General features: G+C 67.6%; 17 protein-coding genes and 2 tRNA genes. 13 read left to right on the forward strand and 6 right to left on the reverse strand.

From position 1 onward, the window contains the following. The first annotated feature begins 36 nt into the window (after positions 1 to 36). Positions 37 to 651 (forward strand): CGNR zinc finger domain-containing protein, encoded by a 615-nt coding sequence (locus tag PL79_RS11835; protein WP_044847340.1) that lies wholly within the window; start codon positions 37 to 39, stop codon positions 649 to 651. Between the two features lie 42 nt (positions 652 to 693). Here PL79_RS11835 and PL79_RS11840 read toward each other — a convergent pair whose 3' ends face one another. Both PL79_RS11840 and PL79_RS11845 read right to left on the reverse strand, forming a co-directional pair. Then, positions 694 to 1,743 carry a DUF3592 domain-containing protein gene (locus tag PL79_RS11840; protein WP_044847341.1) on the reverse strand — a complete coding sequence of 350 codons (1,050 nt, stop codon included), beginning with the start codon at positions 1,741 to 1,743 and terminating at the stop codon, positions 694 to 696. A gap of 189 nt (positions 1,744 to 1,932) precedes the next feature. Beyond that, a tRNA-Lys gene (locus tag PL79_RS11845) sits at positions 1,933 to 2,008 on the reverse strand. 191 nt (positions 2,009 to 2,199) lie between these two features. On the opposite strand from PL79_RS11845, the gene PL79_RS11850 reads away from it, so the two are divergent. Continuing rightward, positions 2,200 to 2,604 (forward strand): PaaI family thioesterase, encoded by a 405-nt coding sequence (locus PL79_RS11850; RefSeq protein WP_044847342.1) that lies wholly within the window; start codon positions 2,200 to 2,202, stop codon positions 2,602 to 2,604. 8 nt (positions 2,605 to 2,612) lie between these two features. After that, positions 2,613 to 3,479, forward strand: coding sequence for a patatin-like phospholipase family protein (locus PL79_RS11855; RefSeq protein WP_044847343.1), 867 nt, complete (start codon positions 2,613 to 2,615; stop codon positions 3,477 to 3,479). Positions 3,480 to 3,567: 88 nt separating this feature from the next. Here the strand turns inward: PL79_RS11855 and PL79_RS11860 are convergent, their stop codons facing one another. Continuing rightward, complete coding sequence (locus tag PL79_RS11860) at positions 3,568 to 4,581, reverse strand: D-2-hydroxyacid dehydrogenase family protein (protein WP_044847344.1); 1,014 nt, start codon at positions 4,579 to 4,581, stop codon at positions 3,568 to 3,570. 425 nt (positions 4,582 to 5,006) lie between these two features. On the opposite strand from PL79_RS11860, the gene PL79_RS11865 reads away from it, so the two are divergent. Further along, entirely contained in the window at positions 5,007 to 6,056 is a 1,050-nt protein-coding gene (locus PL79_RS11865) for a LysR family transcriptional regulator (protein WP_044847345.1), read from the forward strand. Between the two features lie 135 nt (positions 6,057 to 6,191). Here the strand turns inward: PL79_RS11865 and PL79_RS11870 are convergent, their stop codons facing one another. The 3 genes from PL79_RS11870 to dprA form a co-directional block, all read right to left on the reverse strand. Then, positions 6,192 to 8,789, reverse strand: coding sequence for a DNA topoisomerase III (locus tag PL79_RS11870; protein ID WP_044847346.1), 2,598 nt, complete (start codon positions 8,787 to 8,789; stop codon positions 6,192 to 6,194). 193 nt (positions 8,790 to 8,982) lie between these two features. After that, positions 8,983 to 9,363, reverse strand: coding sequence for a thioredoxin family protein (locus PL79_RS11875; protein WP_044847347.1), 381 nt, complete (start codon positions 9,361 to 9,363; stop codon positions 8,983 to 8,985). 36 nt (positions 9,364 to 9,399) lie between these two features. Further along, positions 9,400 to 10,722 carry a DNA-processing protein DprA gene (gene dprA / locus PL79_RS11880; RefSeq protein WP_044847348.1) on the reverse strand — a complete coding sequence of 441 codons (1,323 nt, stop codon included), beginning with the start codon at positions 10,720 to 10,722 and terminating at the stop codon, positions 9,400 to 9,402. Positions 10,723 to 10,907: 185 nt separating this feature from the next. Here dprA and def point away from each other — a divergent pair, with 185 nt between their 5' ends. The 9 genes from def to PL79_RS11925 all read left to right on the forward strand — a co-directional run bounded on the left by def (position 10,908) and on the right by PL79_RS11925 (position 19,597). Beyond that, positions 10,908 to 11,411 (forward strand): peptide deformylase, encoded by a 504-nt coding sequence (gene def, locus PL79_RS11885; RefSeq protein WP_044847349.1) that lies wholly within the window; start codon positions 10,908 to 10,910, stop codon positions 11,409 to 11,411. A 34-nt stretch (positions 11,412 to 11,445) separates the two neighbouring features. After that, entirely contained in the window at positions 11,446 to 12,438 is a 993-nt protein-coding gene (fmt, locus tag PL79_RS11890; RefSeq protein ID WP_044847350.1) for a methionyl-tRNA formyltransferase, read from the forward strand. Positions 12,439 to 12,548: 110 nt separating this feature from the next. Beyond that, the gene (locus PL79_RS11895; protein WP_044847351.1) at positions 12,549 to 13,190 is read left to right on the forward strand and encodes a LysE family translocator; all 642 of its coding nucleotides are present in this window, start codon (positions 12,549 to 12,551) and stop codon (positions 13,188 to 13,190) included. Positions 13,191 to 13,289: 99 nt separating this feature from the next. Continuing rightward, positions 13,290 to 14,147, forward strand: a complete 858-nt coding sequence (gene htpX, locus PL79_RS11900) for a zinc metalloprotease HtpX (RefSeq protein WP_006485774.1) — start codon at positions 13,290 to 13,292, stop codon at positions 14,145 to 14,147. 232 nt (positions 14,148 to 14,379) lie between these two features. Beyond that, complete coding sequence (rsmB, locus tag PL79_RS11905) at positions 14,380 to 15,768, forward strand: 16S rRNA (cytosine(967)-C(5))-methyltransferase RsmB (RefSeq protein WP_044847352.1); 1,389 nt, start codon at positions 14,380 to 14,382, stop codon at positions 15,766 to 15,768. After that, entirely contained in the window at positions 15,765 to 16,355 is a 591-nt protein-coding gene (locus PL79_RS11910; protein ID WP_044847362.1) for a DUF4390 domain-containing protein, read from the forward strand. Before rsmB ends, PL79_RS11910 begins: the two co-directional genes overlap by 4 nt. After that, positions 16,345 to 18,759, forward strand: coding sequence for a sensor histidine kinase EsaS (esaS, locus tag PL79_RS11915; RefSeq protein WP_044847353.1), 2,415 nt, complete (start codon positions 16,345 to 16,347; stop codon positions 18,757 to 18,759). Before PL79_RS11910 ends, esaS begins: the two co-directional genes overlap by 11 nt. Next, entirely contained in the window at positions 18,760 to 19,461 is a 702-nt protein-coding gene (esaR, locus tag PL79_RS11920) for a response regulator transcription factor EsaR (RefSeq protein WP_044847354.1), read from the forward strand. It abuts the gene before it with no gap. A 60-nt stretch (positions 19,462 to 19,521) separates the two neighbouring features. Further along, a tRNA-Phe gene (locus PL79_RS11925) sits at positions 19,522 to 19,597 on the forward strand. Positions 19,598 to 19,684: the final 87 nt, after the last annotated feature.

Raw genomic sequence — 19,684 nt, forward strand, 5'->3', positions numbered from 1 at the left:
TGTTCACTCGGATGTGAAACCGATAGGTGAAAATAAATGGTTACTCGACACGAGCCTGCGCGAGCGGCGCATACATGGTGTGCGGCCGATTTCGTCGGCGGCCATCCGGCGCTCGATTTCCTGAACACGGTGGCCGACACGGGCAAGACGCGCGATGAGGACAAACTCGTCGACTGGCCGGCCGTGCGTGCCTGGGCCGGGAAGTCGGGGTTGCTGGCGGAGGCCGACCTGACGCGGTTTCTGCGTCATCCGCGGCAGGACGGCGCGGACGAACTCGCCGCGCTGCACGGTTTTCGCGAGGATGCGTATGCGGCGCTCGCGCACCTGACGGCCGGCGAAGGCGGCAGTGCCGGCGCGCGAGCGGCGGACCGGCTCGCCGAGGCGATTCGCGATGCGATCGGGCGCAGCAGATTCGACGCGGTCGACGGCCGCTTCGCGTGGCGGCCCGATGCGCGCGCCGAGTCGCGATGGATCGACGCGGCCGCGCTCGGATTCGAGCATCTGCTGCGCGGCGACGATTTCGCGCGCGTGCGGCAGTGCGGCCGCTGTACGTGGTTCTTCGTCGATCGCGGCCGCGGCGTCGGACGCCGCTGGTGCGACATGCGCACGTGCGGCAACCGCGCGAAGGTGGAGGCGTTCAGGGAGCGGTGAAGCCGGGGCCGCGACGTTGACGGCCCGGTTCTTCCGCGTTCGTCATTCGGCGAGTTCGTGCGGTCGAGGCTCGGGCCACAGCGCCCCGACGACGAACAGTCCGGCGACGAGGAACGGCGCGCCGATCGCGAACAGGATGGCCGTGAGCCCCCACCGGTCCCAGAACCGGTCGATGACCGCGCGCTCGGGCGTGACGGGGTCGTACAGCACGTCGACCACCTCGCCTTCGTACAGCCCGGGGCGCGACGAGGTCGAGCCTTGCGCGAACGTGACGGGGCGGCCGCTGTCGGTCGTGAACGCGATGGTCGCCGAATAGAGCGACGTGCGCGTGCGGGACGACTGGGCGGTTTCGGCGATCTCGACCACATGGCCGGTCGAGTGCGCGTAATGGCGGGCGATCTGCCACTGGCGCAGCCCGGCGGCGCCGGCGCCGGCCAGGAAGCCGGTGCCGATCGCGATCGGAATCAGCGCGATCGCGATGTTCCAGCGGCGCCGGACCCCTTTGCGGGCGGCCGGCGCGGGCAGCGCGTCGGCCTGCCGGCCGCGGCGCGCGTTCACGTATAGCAGGCTGCCGATCGCCAGCGATGCGACTGCAAGCAGCGCCGGCACCGCGACGGGCAACCAGCGTTGCGTGAAATCGTCGATGAGCGCGGGACGGTTCGGATGGGCCGGATCGACCAGGACGTCCACGCTTTCGCCGATGTCGTAGGCCGGGACCACCGATGCGGTATTGCCGGCGACTTCGCGGCGGCGGCCGTCGTTCGCCAAATAGGCGACGATCGGGCGGTATGCACGCATCGCGTCGCTGTCCTGCACGATGCGCACGACCGTGCCCGGCGTGCGGATCAGGTCGCCGGCCGCATGGCTCGCGGTGACGGCGAGCATGGCTGCGACCACGAGCAGCGCAACGCCGAGCGCGAGTGCGACGAGCGCGTCCTTACGCGGCATGGCCGGATCCGTAGTGCGCGTCACGCGACGGGCCCGGATGCGATCGGGGGAAGGAGGCGACACGATGTGCGTGCCGTTGTCGGCGTGACCATGCCCTCTGAATGGTCGCGTCTCGTTCACATGATTCCATGTCTGACGTCCCATGCTCTCTCAGTGCCGGCGGCGATGCGGCGATCGCCGTCCGGTCGTGTGATATTTTGTCGGACGATTCTAGCGGAAAGTATCTGGGCGAGGCATCAATGTGATTGCCTGTCGCGAGGAGGGGGAGAGGCCGGGCGGCGCCGGAAATGGAAAAAGGCCGGTCAGCTTGCGCTGACCGGCCTTTGAAATTCCTGGTGGGGCGTGAGTGACTCGAACACTCGACCTACGGATTAAGAGTCCGCTGCTCTACCAACTGAGCTAACGCCCCCAACAGAAGAAAGATTATGCCCGTGTATTTTGGACTTGGCAAGCCCTTTCTGCGAATTTCCTCAAAATATTTCGTGGCGGCGACGGCGGCCGTCGCCGCGGTAATGAGCCATCGCAGTTGGCGCGCTCCCGGTATGATGACGTCCACACCCGTTGCGCGGCGGTCGCGCAACGTTTTCTGGACATTCGAAGATGGACGAAAACGCAGTCCGCGAATTGCTGGATCGCCTGCTGGCCCCGTGGGTCCGCTCGCTCGGTCTGGTTCCCGTATCGATCGGCGACGACAGCGTCACGATGCGCCTGCCGTTTTCCGGCGAATTCCGTCATTCGGGCGGCGTCATCTGCGGCCAGGTGTTCACGGCCGCCGCCGACACCGCGATGGTGGTCGCGATCTCGGCCGCGCTCGGCGAGTTCCGGCCGATGACCACCGTCTCGCTGAACACGAACTTCATGCGTCCGGTGCGCAAGGGCGACGTGCTCGTCACCGCGCGCGTGCTGCGGATGGGCCGCAACCTGGTATTCGGCGAAGTCGAGCTGTTCGACGAGGACGGCAAGATGGCCGTTCACGCGACGTCGACCTACGCGCTCGTCAGCTGAGCGGCGCGATGTTCGACCAGATCGTCTTCGCGGGCGGCGGCAATCGCTGCTGGTGGCAGGCCGGCTTCTGGGACGTCGCGCAGCCGGCGCTCGGCCTGCGCCCGCGCGTGATCGCGGGGATCTCGGCCGGCGCGGCGACCGCCTGCATGCTGTATACACGCGACGCCGCGTGGGTGATGCGCTATTACGAGGAAGCGCTGCGCCACAACCGCAAGAACGCGTACTGGGGCAACCTGTTCGGCCGCGAGCCGGTGTTTCCGCATTACCGGATCTACCGTCAGGCGCTGCTCGACATCTACGGCGAGCCGTTCGCGCGGCTCGCCGACGCGCCGGAGATCCGCATCGGCGTGTCGCACGTGCCGCGCTGGCTCGGCGCGCGCAGCGCGGTCGCCGCGGGCCTCGTCGCATACAACATCGAAAAGTACCTGCGCAAGACGCTGCACCCGACGCTCGGGCGCACGCTCGGTTTCCGGCCCGAGTTCGTGCGCGCGCAGGCGTGCGCGAGTGTCGACGAACTCGCCGACCTGATCCTGCAGTCGTCGTGCACGCCGCCGTTCACGCCGGTGCTGCGCCGCGGCGGCCGGCCGGTGCTCGACGGCGGGATGGTCGACAACGTGCCGGTCGACGCGCTCGACGCGTCGCCGGGCGACGTGCTGGTGCTCGTCACGCGGCTGTATCCGCGCCCGCAGATGTTCACGGTCGCGCACGGCGACCAGCGGCGGCTGTATGTACAGCCGTCGAGCAAGGTGCCGATTTCGAGCTGGGATTACACGAGTCCGTCGCAGATGCGGCATGCGTACGACCTCGGACGGCGCGACGGCGAGCATTTCCTCACGCGCGTCGACGCGATGACGGGCGGCCGCGTGGCCGCCTGAAGCGGGGAAGGCGGGAAGCCCGGCAGCAGCGCCGCGCGGCAAGCGCGGCCCGTGCCGGTCAGCACCGGTCGGAGTCGGTCGGAGTCGGTCAGCGCACGCGGCGCGGCGTCAGCGCTTCCGGATTGACGACGCTCGACATATCGCCCTGGTCGAACGCGAGGATGTTCTTGAACGCCGCGCTGAAATAGAGCTCGTAGCTTTCGCGCTCGACGTAGCCGATGTGCGGCGTGCAGATCACGTTTTCCATCCGCAGCAGGCTGTAGCCTTGCAGGATCGGCTCGCTCTCGAACACGTCGATCGCGACCATCCCCGGGCGGTTGTGCGACAGCGCGTTGACGAGCGCGTTTTCCTCGAGCAGCTCGGCACGACTCGTGTTGACGAGCAGCGATGTCGGCTTCATCCGCATCAGGTCTTCCTGCTTGACGATCCCGCGCGTGTCGTCGTGCATGCGCAGGTGCAGCGACAGCACGTCGCTCTGCTCGAACAGCGCTTCGCGGCTCTCGGCGGCCGTGTAGCCGTCGGCGCGCGCGGCCTCGAGCGAATGCTCGCGGCCCCAGATCAGCACGTTCATCCCGAACGCCTTGCCGTAGCCGGCCACCAGCCGGCCGATCTTGCCGTAGCCCCAGATGCCGAGCGTCTGGCCGCGCAGCACCTGGCCGAGGCCGAAGTTCGGCGGCAGCGCCGACGTCTTCAGGCCCGACTGCTGCCACGCACCCTGCTTCAGGTTCGCGACGTATTGCGGAATGCGGCGCTGGGCGGCCATCACGAGCGCCCAGGTCAGCTCGGCGGGCGCGACCGGCGAACCCGTGCCTTCGAGCACCGCGATGCCGCGGTCGGTACACGCTTCGAGGTCGATGTGGCTCGAGATGCGGCCGGTCTGGCTGATCATGCGCAGGTTCGGCAGCTTGGCGAGCAGTTGCGACGAAATCGGTGTGCGCTCGCGAATCAGCACGAGCGCCTCGACTTCCGCCAGGCGGCTCGCGAGTTGCCCCAGGCCGCGTACCGTGTTGTTGAAGACCTTCACGTCGTGCTCGGCGAGCATCTCGAAGCAGTTCAGCTTGCGGACGGCGTCCTGGTAGTCGTCGAGGATGGCAATTTTCATGATCAGCGGGAGTCGCGCGTTGAAAGCGGCAGCGGCGGCGGCGCAGGTCGCGCACCCGTCCCGCCCGGCCGGGGCCGACATGATGCTACGTCGGCGCACGTCGTGGTGTCTTTTTAACAGGTTGTTACGCTCCGCCGCAATCGGCGCCGGCCTGAGCCGGCGCCGCTCCCGTCGGGTGCGGCGGGGTGCGCTGCCGTGTCGCGTCAAATACGTCCTTCCTGATTCGGACGTTTCCTCGACGAGGTTCACCCAATTGTTGCTTCAATCAGAATAATTGGATCATCCATTCGCGATGAGTGAGGATTTTTGACTATTTTTATCGTCAAGGCGGCCCTTGTTGAGCAACTCTGCATCATTTCCGCTGTCGTAGGAGAATTACGCATTTGCTTCAACTTTTTGAAGTTGTAACAGCGGCAGGAGTCGTTATGGATCATTTGCAGTCGATGCGCGTGTTCGTCAAGGTTGCGGATCTCGGCAGTTTCGCGCGGGCCGCGAGTGCAATGGATATTTCCAACGCGGTCGCGACGCGTCACGTCGCCGATCTGGAAGGCCGGCTAGGCACGCGCCTGCTGAACCGCACCACGCGCAGCCTTTCGCTGACGGAGTCGGGCCAGGTCTATCTGGAGCGGGCGCGCCAGATTCTCGATGAGCTCGAGGATGTCGAGCAGATGGTCGTCGCGCGCAATCACGAGCCGGTCGGCACGTTGCGCATCGTCGCTCCGGTCGTGTTCGGCCTGCACAACCTCGCCCCCGTCCTGCAGTCGTACACCGAGAATTTCCCGAAAGTGGTGCCGGATCTGACGCTGGTCGACCGCCAGGTCGATCTCGTCGAGGAAGGTTTCGACGTCGGCATCGTCGTCACGCGCCAGATGCGCAGCGCGAGCATCGTCACGCGTCGGCTGACCACGGGCTGCATGACCGTGTGCGCGACGCCGAGCTACCTGGAAAAGCACGGCGTGCCGACCCATCCGGAGCATCTCGCCGAACACCCGGCGCTGAGCCTGCCGACCGAATACTGGGGCGACGAGCGCGTGTTCACCGGGCCGGACGGCGAAGTGCGCGTGCGCCCGACCAACGTGATCGTCGCGAACAATACCGCGATGCTGCGCCAGTTCGCGCTGCTCGGGATGGGCGTCGCGATCCTGCCCAGCTACCTGATCGGCAGCGACATCGCGCGCGGCGCGCTGGTCCGGCTGCTGCCGGATTTCCGGCTGCCGCAGGTCGAGATCAACATCGCGTATCCGAGCCGGCGCCACCTGCCCGCGAAGGTGCGCACGTTCATCGACCACCTCGTCGAATATTTCAGCCACTCGACCGACGCGATGATGGGCGAACAGTGGGCCGCACAGAGCGCGGCGCCTGCGCCGATCGGCGTCGAGATGCGTGCCGAGCCGCCCGAGTCGACCGACCCGAACCTGCAGCCGCGGCTCGCGCGTTCGCCGCGCGCGCGCGTCGCGGTGCCGTCGCCGCTGTAACGGCGCGGCGGCCGCGCACCGGCACGGCCGGCAGCAGGCACCAAGAAAAAACGCGGATCGAGCGATCGATCCGCGTTTTTTTATCGCCGCTTCACCGGCGTACTGCGGGCCGGGGAAACCCCGGCGCCCGGAGCGTCAGGAGCCCGTCTTGCGCGCCGTCGTCTTGCGGGCGGCGGTCTTGCGCGCCGGTGCCGGTTTCTCGTCGGCGCCTTCCGTCACGGTTTCGGCATCCTTCGTCGCCGATTTTGCCGTTTTCTTCGCGGCAGCGGCCTTCGGCTCCTTCTTCTCGAACTCGAAACCGATCTTGCCGTCCGGCTGCTTCACGAGGAATGCCTTGAAGTTGCGGCCCGTGCGCGACGACTTGAAGTTCGGCAGCAGATCCGTGCGGCCGTCGGCCAGCAGTTTCGCCATCTGCTCGCGCGTGATTTCCTGCTGCAGGATCACCTTGCCCGAACGGAAGTCGCAGGTCTTCGGATTCGCGACCGAGTGCTCGCACACATAGCTCATCCCGTGCTCGAACACGCGGCCCTTGCATTTCGGGCATGCGCCGACCGGTTCCTGCGCGGAGAAGTCGGGCGCTTCGCCTTCCTCGCCGCCCTGGTCCTGACCGAAGTCGAACTCGAGCTTGTAGTTCTTCGTTTCGTCGTCGAACGAGAGCTTCAGGATCGCCGAGAACGGACGGCCCATCTTGCTGCGGAAGCCGGACAGCGGGCCGATGGTTTTTTCCCGCAGCAGCTCCTCGACTTCCGCGATCTCGAACTGCCGGCTGCCCGGAATCTTCGAGATCGAGAACTCGCACTTCGTGCATGCGAAGCGGCGGTAGTTTTCCTTCACCTGGCCGCCGCAGTTCGGGCACGGCGTCTCGAGCGTCGCGTAATCGCCGGGGATCGTGTCGGAATCGTATTCCTTCGCGCGCTTGACGATCTGCTGCGTCATGCGGGCGATTTCCTGCATGAACGCGTCGCGCCCGAGGTTGCCGCGCTCCATCTGCGACAGCTTGTATTCCCATTCGCCGGTGAGCTCGGGCGCGGTCAGTTCCTTCACGCCGAGCCCGCGCAGCAGCGTCATCAGCTGGAATGCCTTCGCGGTCGGGATCAGCTCGCGGCCTTCGCGCACGAGATACTTCTCGCCGAGCAGGCCTTCGATGATCGCCGCGCGCGTCGCCGGCGTGCCGAGGCCCTTCGCGGCCATCGCCTCGCGCAGCTCGTCGTCCTCGACGAGCTTGCCCGCGCCTTCCATCGCGGACAGCAGCGTCGCTTCCGAGTAGCGTGCAGGCGGTTTCGTCACGAGCGCGACCGCGGCGATCTCGTCCGTCTTCACCTTCTCGTCCTTCTGCACCGGCACGAGGTTCGCGTCCGCGCCTTCGGCGTCGCGGCCGTACACCTGCAGCCAGCCCGGCTCGACGAGCACCTTGCCTTCGGTCTTGAAGTGATGGCCGGCGACTTCGGTGATCCGCGTCGTGACGCGGAACTCGGCCGCCGGGAAGAACACCGCGAGGAAGCGCTTCACGACCATGTCGTACAGCTTCTGCTCCGGCTCGGACAGCGACTTCGGCGCCTGCAGCGTCGGGATGATGGCGAAGTGGTCGCTGATCTTCGAGTTGTCGAAGATCCGCTTGTTCGGCTTCACCCAGCCCTTGTCGAGCACCTGCTTCGCGTGCGGCAGGTAGTTGTGGCTCTCCTTGAGCATCTCGAGCGTGGACTGCACCGTCGAAATGTAGTCTTCCGGCAGCGCGCGCGCGTCGGTACGCGGGTACGTCAGTACCTTGTGCTTTTCATACAGCGCCTGCGCGAGACCGAGCGTGTTCTTCGCGGAGAAGCCGAAGCGGCTGTTCGCTTCGCGCTGCAGGCTCGTCAGGTCGAACAGCAGCGGCGACAGCTGGGTCGACGGCTTCGATTCCTCGGACACGGTGCCGACCTGGTCGCGGCACGCGGCGACGATCGTTTCGGCGGCCGGCAGGCTCCAGAGGCGCGAGTCGCGCTTTTCCGGATCGAATTCGTCGCGCTTGAATTTCGGGTCGAACCACTTGCCTTCGTAGAAGCCGCCCGCGCATGCGAACTCGGCCTTCACTTCCCAGTAGTCGCGCGGGATGAAGCGGCGGATTTTCTCTTCACGTTCGACGACGATCGACAAGGTTGGCGTCTGAACGCGGCCGACGGTCGTCAGGAAGAAGCCGCCGCCCTTGCTGTTGAACGCGGTCATCGCGCGCGTGCCGTTGATCCCGACGAGCCAGTCGGCTTCCGAGCGGCAGCGTGCGGCGTCGGCGAGCGGCTGCATGTCCGAGTCGGTGCGCAGGTGCGCGAAACCGTCGCGGATCGCCTGCGGCGTCATCGACTGCAGCCACAGGCGCTGGACCGGCTGCTTCGCCTTCGCGTGCTGCACGATCAGGCGGAAAATCAGCTCGCCCTCGCGCCCCGCGTCACATGCGTTGATCAGGCGGTCGACGTCCTTGCGCTTCATCAGCTTGGTCAGGACTTTCAGGCGCGACTCGCTTTTTGCGATCGGGTTCAGGTCGAAATGCGGGGGGATGACGGGCAGATGAGCGAAGCTCCATTTCCCCCGCTTGACCTCGTACTCTTCCGGGGCGGCGATTTCCAGCAGGTGGCCGACCGCGGACGACAGGACGAATTCGTCGCTCTCGAAGTATTCGTCATGCTTGGTAAAGCCGCCCAAAGCGCGCGCGATGTCGTTCGCGACAGAAGGCTTTTCCGCAATGATCAGAGCTTTGGACATGACAGATGTGTGTTGGTAGACCGGGTTCGCCGGCGTGGGTCCCTTTTACGACGGCTTTATAGCACACGCCGCAGCGACGGCGGCTCGGCGTGCAAAAAGCGGCTCATCATAGAGGGGGGGCGCAACGGCGGCAAGCGCACCCGGCGCGGCGGCACGCGCAACGGCGCGAAAAGCCGCCCGGCCGGTGCGCGGTTCACGCCTCGACGTTCAGGATATTGCGCAATTTCGGTGCGTGCGGCGCGCCGGGCACGGCGCTCAGGTCGGACAGCATTCGTTCGACGATCGTCGCGTGCGGCAGCACCGTGCCGAAGAAGCGCGCGGTGTTCGCGTCCTCGATCAGGATCGTCGGGAAATTCTCGACGTCGAGATCGTCGAGCCGGTCGGCATGGGTTTCGATGTCGATCCACGCGAAGCAGGCGTCGGGATGGGTATCGGCGAGCTGGTCGAAGGCCGTCCGGTAGTCACGGCAGGTGCCGCACCACTCGGCGCACAGGCAGGCGACCAGCAGCGTGTCGGGATCGGCGAGGCGCTCGGCGATCCGATCGGCATCGGTGTCGAGATTCAGCGCGGGCATGGAATTCCTTGGGTAGCGGCGGCGGCACGGGCCGCCCTATGCGGGGGACTGTAGCACGCCGGACGCGGGCGGAGTGGGCGCCACGTCAAGCCGCGCGAAGCGTCCGCCGGGCACGCTCGCGACGCGGCCGGCCAGTTCGAGCGCGAGCAACGCGCGATGCAGCGCGTCATCCGACAGGCCGCTGTGCTCGGCGAGCCACTCGTAAGTAACGGGGCCGTATCCCAGTGCGGCGAGCACGGATCGCTCGGCCGGGTCGTCGGGCGGCACGCCTTCGGTTCCGGCCGATGCGATGGATGGAACGGCGCAATCCGGTTTCCCGACATGCTCACCCGCGCGTCGCCCCAGCGTGCCGGCTGTTTCGCCGTTATCGGGGCGCGTACGCGAATTCGCCGCGGCGTGGGCGGTGTGCGTTGCCGGTTCGTCCAGCCCGTACTCCTCGAGCACGTCGAGCGGTGTCGCGGTGAGCTTCGCGCCGTCGCGGATCAGCGCGTGGCAGCCCTGCGCGAGCGGCGCGTGGATCGAGCCCGGCATCGCGAACACGTCGCGGCCCAGCTCGTTCGCGAGGCGTGCGGTGATCAGCGAGCCGGAGCGCGGCGCGGCTTCGACGACGAGCACGCCGAGCGCGAGCGCGGCGATCAGCCGGTTGCGCTGAGGGAAATGCGACGCCCGCGCAGGCGTGCCGAGCGGCCATTCGGACAGGATCGCGCCGCGCGCGGCAATGTCGTGCGCAAGCGTGCGGTGCCGCGCCGGATAGACGAGATCGGCGCCCGTCGCGATCACCGCGACCGTGCCGGCGCGGCCGTCGAGCCCGCCGCGATGCGCGGCGCCGTCGATGCCGAGCGCGAGGCCGGAGACGATCGCGAGCCCCGCGTCGGACAGCGCATGGGCGAAGCGGGTGGCGTCGGCGAGCCCTTGCGGCGTCGCATGGCGGCTGCCGACCACGGCGAGCCCGCGTGCGTGCAGCAGGTCGAGCCTGCCCTTTACATATAGCAGCGGCGGCGGGTCGTGCAGGTCGCGCAGCCGTGGCGGATAGACGGGATCGTTGAGCGTTACGATCGCGTTGCCCGGTGTGTCGAGCCATGCCAGCGCGGCGTCGGTGCATGCGTCGAGGTCGTCCCGCTCGCTGGCGCGCACCGCCCGCGCGGCGGCAGCGCTGCTCGCCGCGCCGATGGCCTGGTCGGACGCGGCGAGCAGCGCTGCCGGCGAGCCGAATGCGTCGAGCAGCGCGTGCAGCACGGCGGGGGAGATGCCCGGCGCATGCGCGAGCTGCAGCCACGCGCGCAACGCGGAAGTCGTCAGCGCTTGCGGCGACATGAGGTTCCCCTCGAACGCGGCGGCCAGCGGAGCGCGTGGCGCCATGATAAAATTTTCATCATCCGAAATACTCGACAGGGCCGCGCGCACGAGCGCCCGGCCAATTGCAGGAGGCATGACCCGCGGCGTTGATATGCCGCGCGTCTGCCTCATCTTCATTGCATCCCGGCGGCGGCGCCAGCCGGCCGGATGGCCGATGCGGCACGCCGCTCCACCGAATACCGAATACCATGGCTTTGCTGAACATTCTTCATTACCCCGACAAGCGGCTGCACAAGGTCGCGAAGCCCGTCGACAAGGTCGACGACCGGATCCGCAAGCTCGTCGCCGACATGGCCGAAACCATGTACGCCGCGCCGGGCATCGGCCTCGCGGCGACGCAGGTCGACGTGCACGAGCGCGTGATCGTGATCGACGTCTCCGAGGAGAAGAACGAGCTGCGCGCGTTCATCAACCCCGAGATCGTCTGGTCGAGCGACGTGAAACAGGTCTACGAGGAGGGCTGCCTGTCGGTGCCCGGGATCTACGACGAAGTCGAGCGTCCCGACCACGTCCGTGTACGTGCGCTCAACGAGCACGGCGAGACCTTCGAGCTCGACTGCGAGGGCCTCCTGGCCGTGTGCGTGCAGCACGAGATGGATCACCTGATGGGGCGCGTGTTCGTCGAATATCTGTCGCCGCTGAAGCAGACCCGCATCAAGACGAAGATGAAGAAACTCGAACGCGCGATGTGACGCGCGTGTGCCCAGCCCGATCCCGAACGCTGTCATGACCCATACGTTGCGCGTGATTTTTGCCGGCACGCCGGAATTCGCCGCGGCCGCACTCGCCGCGATCCACGAGGCCGGTTTTCCGGTGCCGCTCGTGCTCACCCAGCCCGATCGCCCGGCCGGGCGCGGGATGAAACTGCAGGCGAGCGCCGTGAAGCGCTATGCCGTCGAGCACGGGATGCCGGTCGCGCAGCCGCCGTCGCTGCGCCGCGCGGGCAAGTACCCGGCGGAGGCGGCCGACGCGATCGAACTGCTGCGCGCGACCCCGCACGACGTGATGGTGGTCGCCGCATACGGCCTGCTGCTGCCGCAGGAAGTGCTCGACATTCCGCGTGCCGGCTGCATCAACATCCACGCGTCGCTGCTGCCGCGCTGGCGCGGCGCCGCGCCGATCCACCGCGCGATCGAGGCCGGTGACGCCGAGACGGGCGTCACGCTGATGCAGATGGACGTCGGCCTCGACACCGGCGCGATGATCGAGGAAGCGCGCGTCGCGATCGCGTCCGACGACACGACCGCCACGCTCCACGACCGGCTCGCCGCCGACGGCGCGCGGCTGATCGTCGATGCGCTGGTGCGGCTCGAGCGCGACGGCACGCTGCCCGCCACGCCGCAGCCGGCCGACGGCGTGACCTATGCGGAAAAGATCGGCAAGCACGAAGCGGCGCTCGACTGGCGCAAGCCGGCCGACGTGCTCGCGCGCCAGGTGCGCGCGTTCGACCCGTTCCCGGGCGGCGTCGCCACGCTCGACGGCGCGGCCATCAAGCTGTGGGCGGCCGAACCGGTGGCGGCGCGCGGCACGACGGTCGACGTGGCGCCCGGCACGATCGTCGAGGCTGCGCCGGAGGGCGTGGTCGTCGCCTGCGGCAGCGGCGCGCTGCGCGTCACGCAACTGCAGAAACCGGGCGGCAAGCGGCTGCCCGCGCGCGAATTCCTGGCCGGCTCGCCGCTCGCCGCGGGCCAGCGCTTCGCGTTGCCTGACGCGGCCTGAGCGTCATTCGACACGGCATCGCGCCCGCGCGCAATCGGCCGGATGGCCGAGTCGCGCAGCGCGGCAGGCGCGCGTAGAATTTCCCTGCGCATTCCGGTTTCGAGGTTCTCATGCTTGGCATCACCCATTTCGGCTTCTTCGTGCTCGCGGTCTTCCTGCTGAACGTCACGCCCGGCCCCGATACGGCGTATATCGTTGGCCGCAGCGTCGCGCAGGGCCGTGGCGCGGGGCTGATGTCGGCGCTCGGCATCTCGGCCGGCTGCTGCGTGCACACGCTTGCGTGCGCATTCGGCCTGACCGCGCTGCTCGCGGCGTCGGCGGCCGCGTTCACGGCGATCAAGCTGGTCGGTGCCGCTTACCTGATCTACCTCGGCGTGCGCATGATCGTCACGAAGCAGGCCGCCGCGCCGGCAGGCGCCGAGGCGGCGCAGGCCACGGCCGCGAAGCCGCTGCGCCAGTTGTTCATGCAGGGTTTCTGGACCAACGTGCTGAATCCGAAGGTCGTGCTGTTCTTCGTGTCGTTCTTCCCGCAGTTCGTGTCGGCCGACAGCCCGCACAAGGCGCTGGCGTTCCTGGCCCTCGGTTCGGTGTTCCTCGTGATGAGCACCGTCTGGAGCTGCATCGTCGCGTGGGTCGCGGGTAGCGTCACACAGCGCTTTTCGGGCAAGCCGGGCGTCAGGAAATGGCTGGATCGCACGGTGGGCAGCGCCTTCGTCGGCCTCGGGCTGCGGCTCGCGGCGACGCAACGCTGAAATTGAATTTTTCCGGCAAGACCTTATCTAACAAATCGCTTACAATTTTCCGCCGCGCACTGTGATGTCGGCGGGTCCCCTGACGGATAAGGAGTGGGTATGTTCAATTGGGTCAAAACGGCGATGCTGATGGCCGCGATCACGGCCCTGTTCATCGTGATCGGCGGCATGATCGGTGGCTCGCGCGGCATGACGATCGCGCTGCTGTTCGCGCTCGGCATGAATTTCTTCTCATACTGGTTCTCCGACAAGATGGTGCTGCGCATGTACAACGCGCAGGAAGTCGACGAGAACACGGCGCCGCAGTTCTACCGGATGGTGCGCGAGCTCGCCACGCGCGCGAACCTGCCGATGCCGCGCGTCTATCTGATCAACGAGGACGCGCCGAACGCGTTCGCCACGGGCCGCAACCCCGAGCACGCGGCGGTCGCCGCGACGACGGGCATCCTGCGCGTGCTGTCCGAGCGCGAGATGCGCGGCGTGATGGCGCACGAGCTCGCGCACGTGAAGCACCGCGACATCCTGATCTCGACGATCACCGCGACGATGGCGGGCGCGATTTCGGCGCTGGCCAACTTCGCGATGTTCTTCGGCGGCCGCGACGAAAACGGCCGTCCGGCCAATCCGATCGCGGGCATTGCGGTCGCGCTGCTCGCGCCGATCGCCGGTGCGCTGATCCAGATGGCGATCTCGCGGGCGCGCGAGTTCGAGGCCGACCGCGGCGGCGCGCAGATCTCCGGCGATCCGCAGTCGCTCGCCACCGCGCTCGACAAGATCCATCGCTATGCGGCCGGCATCCCGTTCCAGGCGGCCGAAGCGCATCCGGCCACCGCGCAGATGATGATCATGAACCCGCTGCACGGCGGCGGCCTGCAGAACCTGTTCTCCACGCACCCGGCGACCGAGGAACGCATCGCGCGCCTGATGGAGATGGCCCGTACCGGCCGCTTCGATTGATCCCCGGCGCATCGCGCGGCCATTGCCGCGCGGGGGCGCGATGCCACCCCGCACGCTTCGCGCTGCGGGGTTTTTCATTTCTGCGCGCCGTAAAGGGGCCAAAGGGTTCGCGCGGTCGCACGCTACAATGCGCGGTTTGGAATCGCGCGGCCTCGGGGCCGTTGCGATCCCGCCGTTTGCCGCCTGTGTTTGCCGTGCCTGCTTGCCGCGCTTGATTGCCGATTCCGTTCCGATGACACGAACCCGTTCCTCCGCCCCGTCTTCCTCCGGCCGCCCGGCGCGCCCGTCCGCGCTGCATCTCGCGCCCGATTCGCTGGGCTTCGCGCTCGACGCGGCCGCGCAGGCAGTCGATGCGGTGCGGCGCGGCACCGCGCTGCCGGCGGCACTGGCCGCGGTGTTCGCGCAGATGCCGGCCGGCACGCAGGCGCTCGCGCGCGGCGCGACGCAGGACGTTGCGTATCGGACGATGCGTCGTCTCGGGAGCGCCGATTGGCTGATCGGCCGGCTCGTCAGCAAAGCGCCGCCCGCGCATGTACATGCGGTGCTCGCCGGCGCATTCGCGCTGCTGCTCGATCCGGAGGAAACGGCTGCATATCCGGCGTTCACGATCGTCGACCAGGCCGTGACTGTAATCGGCGCGCGACGCGAATACGCGTTCGCGAAGGGGCTGGTCAACGCGGTGCTGCGGCGTTTCCTGCGCGAGCGCGATGCGCTCGTCGCGGCGCTGCAGGACGATCCGGTCGCGCGCTGGAATTACCGCGCCTGGTGGGTCGATGCAGTGAAGCGCGCATGGCCCGATGCATGGCAGGCGATCCTCGCGGCCGGCGAGCGCCAGGGGCCGCTGACGCTGCGCGTGAACGCGCGCCGCGCGAGCGTCGACGCGTATCTCGACACGCTGCGTGCGAGCGGGATCGACGCGACCGCGATCGGCCGTCACGCGGTGCGGCTCGCGTCGGCGCTGCCGGTCGATCGCATTCCGGGCTTCGCCGATGGCGTCGTGTCGGTGCAGGACGCCGGCGCGCAGCTCGCGGCCGAATGGCTCGGTGCGCGCGACGGCATGCGCGTGCTCGACGCGTGCGCGGCACCGGGCGGCAAGACCGGGCATATCCTCGAACTGGCCGACGCGGAAGTCGTTGCGCTCGAAAGCGACGCGACGCGCGCGGCGCGTATCGGCGAGAACCTCGCGCGCCTGTCGCTCGCGGCGGACGTGCGCGTCGGCGACGCGGGCGCACCGGACGCGTGGTACGACGGCCGTCCGTTCGATCGCATCCTGGCCGACGTGCCGTGCTCGGCGTCCGGCATCGTGCGCCGTCATCCCGACATCCGCTGGCTGCGCCGCGAAGCCGACATCGCCGCGCTCGTCGCGGAACAGCGCCGCATCCTGAGCGCGTTGTGGCCGCTGGTGAAACCGGGCGGCGAACTGCTCTACGTGACCTGTTCGATCTTCCCCGAGGAAGGTGAATTGCAGGCGCGCTGGTTTGAAGCGGCCTGTGAAGATGCGGTACGATTGGACGCGCCCGGCCAACTGCTGCCGGGCGGCGTGCACGGCGGGGCGGCCGGCGCACGCGACCAGAACACCGATCACGACGGATTTTTCTACGCGCGGTTTCAGAAACGGTGACGATCAAACACCTATTTCCACTTCGGCTTGCGGCCGTCCTGCTGGTCGCGTTGACGCTGTGCCTGACGGTCGTTCGGCCGGCGCGCGCCGAGTCGATCGCCGTGCAGCGCGCATCGCTGCAGGCTGACGGAAGCGGCTGGAGCCTCGATGCCCGCTTCGATTTCGAGCTGAATCCGAACCTCGAGGATGCCGTCAACAAGGGCATCCCGCTTTACTTCACGACCGACTTCGAACTGGGCCGCGCGCGCTGGTACTGGTTCGACGAGCAGCCGGTGTCGGTGTCGCAGACGATCCGGCTGTCGTTCCAGCCGCTCACGCGCGAGTACCGCGTGTCGACGGGCGGCCTGCAACTCGGCTTCCCGTCGCTGAAGGACGCGCTCGCGGTCGTCCGGCACATCACGTCGTGGCACGTGATCGACCGCAACCAGGTGCGTGCCGGCGAAACCTACACGGCCTCGGTGCGGATGCAGCTCGATACGGCGCTGATGCCGAAGCCGTTCCAGGTCGACGCGGTGAACAACCGCGACTGGACGCTCGGGTCGGACTGGAAGCGCTTTACCTTCACGGTGACCGAACGTGCTAAATAAAGTGCGCCGCGCGGCCAGCGGGAAGAGCCTCCTCGTTCGCGTGATCGTCTCGACCGTCGCGATCACCGCATTGCTGCTGCTCGTGCTGCTCGCGGCCGCGAGCGCGAACACCGAATTCTTCGACCGCTACTACTCGTGGCTGTACGCGACGAACATTGTCGTCGCGCTCGTGTTCCTGCTCGTGGTGCTCGGGCTGATCGGGATGATCGTCGTGCGCCTGAGGAAGGGCAAGTTCGGCACGCGGCTGCTCGCGAAGCTCGCGGTGTTCTTCGCGCTCGTCGGCGTGGTGCCGGGCGGGATCATCTACATCGTGTCGTACCAGTTCGTGTCGCGCAGTATCGAGTCGTGGTTCGACGTGAACGTCGAGACCGCGCTGACGGCCGGCCTGAACCTCGGCCGCGGGATGCTCGACGCGTCGCTGTCCGACCTGCAGACGAAGGCGCGGCTGATGTCCGACCAGCTCGCGAGCGTCGATGCGAACACGAACGGCACGACGCTCACGCTCTTGCGCCTGCGCGACCAGTTCGGCGTGCAGGATGCGACGATCGTCGAGCCGAGCCGCGGCGGCTCCGGCGCGGCGCCCGACCTGCACATCGTCGCGCAGGCATCGGGCAATTTCGCCGCGCTGATTCCGGACGACCTGCCGACGCCGCTGATGCTGAGCCAGGCGCGCGAACACGGCGCGTATGCGGCGATCGAGGGCGAGGTCGACGGCGACCCGCGCGCGCACGGCGCGAAGGGCGCGCTGCGGCTGCGTGTCGTGCGGCCGATTCCCGACGCGACGACGTCGCTGCTGCAGCCGGCGGAGCGGTTCCTGCAGCTCACGCAGCCGGTGCCGCCCACGCTCGCGCACAATGCGGACGCGGTGCAGCGCGCGTATCGCGAGTACCAGGAAAAATCGCTCGGCCGCACGGGCTTGCGCAAGATGTACATCGGCACGCTGACGCTCGCGCTGTTCCTCGCGACCTTCATCGCGATGATGCTCGCGCTCGCGCTCGGCCAGCAGCTCGCGCGGCCGCTGTTCCTGCTCGCGCAGGGCACGAAGGAGATCACGGAAGGCGACTACACGCCGAAGCGCGAGATCAAGTCGCGCGACGAGCTCGGCTTCCTCACGCAGTCGTTCAATGCGATGACGCGCCAGCTGTCCGAGGCGCGGCTCGCGGTCGAGAAGAACCGGGTCGCGCTCGAGCATTCGAAGACCTATCTCGAGAGCATCCTCGCGAACCTGACCGCCGGCGTGTTCGTGCTCGATCGCCAGTTCCGGCTGACGACGGCCAACCGCGGCGCCGAGCGCATTTTCCGCCAGCCGTTCGGCGCGATGATCGGCACGGCGCTCGACCGGATCGGCGTCGTCGCGGAATTCGGCGCGATGGTGCGCAAGGCGTTCGCCGATCGCGAAGCGGCGTCCGACGACGGCGGCGGCGACCGCGGCCACTGGCAGCAGCAGTTCGCGATCGAAGTGCCGGGCGAAGCCGATCCGCTGACCTTGCTCGTACGCGGCACGCGCCTCGTATCGACCGTCGAGGGCGAGGCCGACGATCCGCAAACGTCCGGCTACGTCGTCGTGTTCGACGACATCTCCGACGTGATTTCCGCGCAGCGTTCGGTCGCGTGGGGCGAGGTCGCGCGGCGGCTCGCGCACGAGATCAAGAACCCGCTGACGCCGATCCAGCTGTCGGCCGAGCGCCTGCAGATGAAGCTGTCCGACAAGCTCGCGCCGCCCGATGCCGACGTGCTCAAGCGCGGCGCGACGATGATCGTCAACCAAGTGGCCGCGATGAAGCGCATGGTCGACGACTTCCGCGAATATGCGCGCACGCCGCCGGCGGTGCTCGCCAACCTGCAGCTGAACGAACTGGCGAGCGAGGTGCTCGGGCTGTATGGTGTCGGCGAAGGCAAGAGCGCGATCGTCGCCGAACTCGCGCCGTCGCTGCCGGTGATCCGCGGCGACGCGACGCAACTGCGCCAGGTGATTCACAACCTGCTGCAGAACGCGCAGGATTCGGTCGCGGAAGTCGCGCATCCGCGTGTGTTGATCGAAACCAAGACAGTAGAATATGGCGACCCCGACGCCGAGGGCAAAACGCGCGTCGCGGTACGTCTTACCGTGTCCGACAACGGGCCCGGTTTTCCGGCACGCATCCTGACCCGTGCGTTCGAGCCTTACGTGACGACGAAGGCGAAGGGCACGGGGCTCGGATTGGCCACGGTCAAGAAAATCGTCGATGAGCACGGCGCGCGGATCGATCTGCGCAATCGCATGCACGGCGAGACCGTCGAGGGTGCGCAGGTGTCGATCCTGTTCCTGCAGATGGCGAGCGATACGCCAGGCGTCGAATCCGGCGCGCAGGGCGGGGCGGCTCCCGCCAAGACAAAAGCAAGTGTGCAGACAAAGGCAGCGTAAATGGCAACCATCCTGGTGGTAGATGATGAAATGGGCATCCGGGAATTGCTCTCGGAGATCCTCAGCGATGAAGGACATGTCGTCGAGGCGGCGGAAAACGCGCAGGCCGCGCGGGAATACCGTCTGAATCAGGCGCCCGATCTCGTGCTGCTCGATATCTGGATGCCCGATACCGACGGCGTCACGCTGCTCAAGGAATGGGCGGCGCAGGGCCTGTTGACGATGCCCGTGATCATGATGTCCGGGCACGCGACGATCGATACCGCCGTCGAGGCGACGAAGATCGGCGCACTCGATTTCCTCGAGAAGCCGATCGCGCTGCAGAAGCTGCTGAAGTCGGTCGAGCACGGTCTCGCGCGCGGCGCGGCACCGGTGTCTGCCAATGCGGCGGCGAAGGCGGGCGGCGGCCAGGCATCGGGCCCGGCGGCGGTCGCGTCCGCGGCCGCGCTGCCGACGCTCGGCGACGACATGGCCGCGGCGCTCGGCCTCGCGGGCCAGACGGCCGCGATTCCGTTCGACATCCCGTTGCGCGAAGCGCGCGACGCGTTCGAACGCGCGTACTTCGAATATCACCTCGCGCGCGAGAACGGCAGCATGACGCGCGTCGCGGAGAAGACGGGCCTCGAGCGCACGCACCTGTATCGCAAGCTCAAGCAGCTCGGCGTCGAGCTCGGCAAGAAGCCGTCGGAAGGGGCCGTATAAGAAATTTCACGAAACCCCTTGTGCGACACAATAAAGCTCGATATACTTTGTTTCTTCGTTGGCCCGGTAGCTCAGTTGGTAGAGCAGCGGATTGAAAATCCGCGTGTCGATGGTTCGATTCCGTCCCAGGCCACCAGCAGTTCCAACCCCAAGAATCGGAAGGTTCTTGGGGTTTTTCGTTTGTGGTGGGTTTGCGCGGCATTGGCGGCGCGCCCGGCAGCAT

Origin of the sequence: Burkholderia sp. USMB20, assembly GCF_000949135.2 — a bacterium.
Lineage (GTDB): Bacteria > Pseudomonadota > Gammaproteobacteria > Burkholderiales > Burkholderiaceae > Burkholderia.

Coding starts and splice junctions, on each gene's coding strand:
- PL79_RS11835 (WP_044847340.1), top strand. CDS start 37: ATGGTTACTCGACACGAGCCTGCGCGAGCGGCGCATACATGGTGTGCG.
- PL79_RS11840 (WP_044847341.1), bottom strand. CDS start 1,743: ATGGGACGTCAGACATGGAATCATGTGAACGAGACGCGACCATTCAGA.
- PL79_RS11850 (WP_044847342.1), top strand. CDS start 2,200: ATGGACGAAAACGCAGTCCGCGAATTGCTGGATCGCCTGCTGGCCCCG.
- PL79_RS11855 (WP_044847343.1), top strand. CDS start 2,613: ATGTTCGACCAGATCGTCTTCGCGGGCGGCGGCAATCGCTGCTGGTGG.
- PL79_RS11860 (WP_044847344.1), bottom strand. CDS start 4,581: ATGAAAATTGCCATCCTCGACGACTACCAGGACGCCGTCCGCAAGCTG.
- PL79_RS11865 (WP_044847345.1), top strand. CDS start 5,007: ATGGATCATTTGCAGTCGATGCGCGTGTTCGTCAAGGTTGCGGATCTC.
- PL79_RS11870 (WP_044847346.1), bottom strand. CDS start 8,789: ATGTCCAAAGCTCTGATCATTGCGGAAAAGCCTTCTGTCGCGAACGAC.
- PL79_RS11875 (WP_044847347.1), bottom strand. CDS start 9,363: ATGCCCGCGCTGAATCTCGACACCGATGCCGATCGGATCGCCGAGCGC.
- dprA (WP_044847348.1), bottom strand. CDS start 10,722: ATGGCGCCACGCGCTCCGCTGGCCGCCGCGTTCGAGGGGAACCTCATG.
- def (WP_044847349.1), top strand. CDS start 10,908: ATGGCTTTGCTGAACATTCTTCATTACCCCGACAAGCGGCTGCACAAG.
- fmt (WP_044847350.1), top strand. CDS start 11,446: ATGACCCATACGTTGCGCGTGATTTTTGCCGGCACGCCGGAATTCGCC.
- PL79_RS11895 (WP_044847351.1), top strand. CDS start 12,549: ATGCTTGGCATCACCCATTTCGGCTTCTTCGTGCTCGCGGTCTTCCTG.
- htpX (WP_006485774.1), top strand. CDS start 13,290: ATGTTCAATTGGGTCAAAACGGCGATGCTGATGGCCGCGATCACGGCC.
- rsmB (WP_044847352.1), top strand. CDS start 14,380: ATGACACGAACCCGTTCCTCCGCCCCGTCTTCCTCCGGCCGCCCGGCG.
- esaR (WP_044847354.1), top strand. CDS start 18,760: ATGGCAACCATCCTGGTGGTAGATGATGAAATGGGCATCCGGGAATTG.